The sequence below is a fragment of the Mesorhizobium sp. ArgA1 genome (assembly GCF_053714375.1).
Genome location: NZ_JBSKBQ010000099.1, coordinates 1 through 1076, shown reverse-complemented (window position 1 = coordinate 1076; position 1076 = coordinate 1). Strand labels below are relative to the sequence as shown.

Below are 1076 nucleotides of genomic sequence, written 5' to 3'. Positions count from 1 at the left end.
ACCGTGGTCTCGTCACCATGGATGAGGGGCTGCGATCTGAGCCGCAGCTTCAGCGCGTCATAGATGCGGGAGAGATGTTTTTCGCTCGAGCCGATCACCCAGTGGCCCAGGGCGCCGCGGCTGACAGGAACACCTGCGCGCTCGAATGCCTGCGCCAGGCGGTAGAGCGGGGTGCCGTCGACATACTTATGAACGAGCGCGAAGGCCAGCGTCGAAGCCGTAGCGATGCTGCCCGGCAAAGGTTGTGCGGGCATCGGCGCGATCAGGACGGGCGTGTTGATCCCGGTGCGGTCGCAATGGCGGCATGCATATTTGAACCGCACATTCTGCAAGACCTTGGCCTTCACCTCGATATGAAGCTGCTCGGTAACGGTCTCGCCCATGCGATGCATCCGACCGGCGCAGCAAGGACACACCTTCTGATCGTCGGGAAGGTCATACTCGACACGCTCGCGCGGCAGGTTTTCCGGCAAGGCCTTGCGGCCACGCTTCTTTCCCGTCGCCCCTTCGCTCGGCGGCAAGCCCGTGTCCGGCAGGACAACGACATCGCCATCTTCGCTGTCGGCGTCGTCTTCATCCGCGGCCTGTTCAGCTTCATTGAAGAGGCGATCAATGTGCTTTTCGCTCTTCGGCGCAAAACGATGCAGCCGTGCAAGCGCCAACTCTTCCTCGAGTTTGACGACCCGTTCGGCGAGCTGACGGTTCTCCGCCTGCAGCGCAGCAATGCGCGCCGTCAACTCTTCGACAGTCGGTTCGCCGGGTCGATTCATCAGATTCTTGAATCGAAAGCATGCCGCCGCGTCAACCGCCGAGTTCGAGAGCCCTCAACCAGCAACCTGATATTGCCGCACCGGATGGCGGACCATCGCATCAATATCGATGCCGTCCAGGATCCAATGCAATTGCTCGGTCGTCAGCGTGACCACCGCTGCCTCGCGCCGCGGCCACCGGAACTTGTCCTCGGTCAGCCGCTTCAGGACCAGCACAAAGCCAGATCGGTCGAAGAACAGGAGCTTCATCCGGTCGCGACGGCGATTGCAGAACGCAAAAACCGCCGCAGCAAACGGATCGAGCGC

At 61.7% G+C, this 1076-nt stretch carries 2 protein-coding genes; both read right to left on the bottom strand.

Going from position 1 to position 1076, the window contains the following annotated elements; translation table 11 throughout:
• On the bottom strand, window positions 1-770 hold a 770-nt coding region (locus ACWGTI_RS32485; RefSeq protein WP_454590657.1), incomplete at its 3' end, for an IS66 family transposase.
• Between the two features lie 54 nt (window positions 771-824).
• Window positions 825-1076 (bottom strand): IS66 family insertion sequence element accessory protein TnpB (tnpB, locus tag ACWGTI_RS32480; protein ID WP_454590656.1); only part of this gene is annotated, 252 nt, incomplete at its 5' end.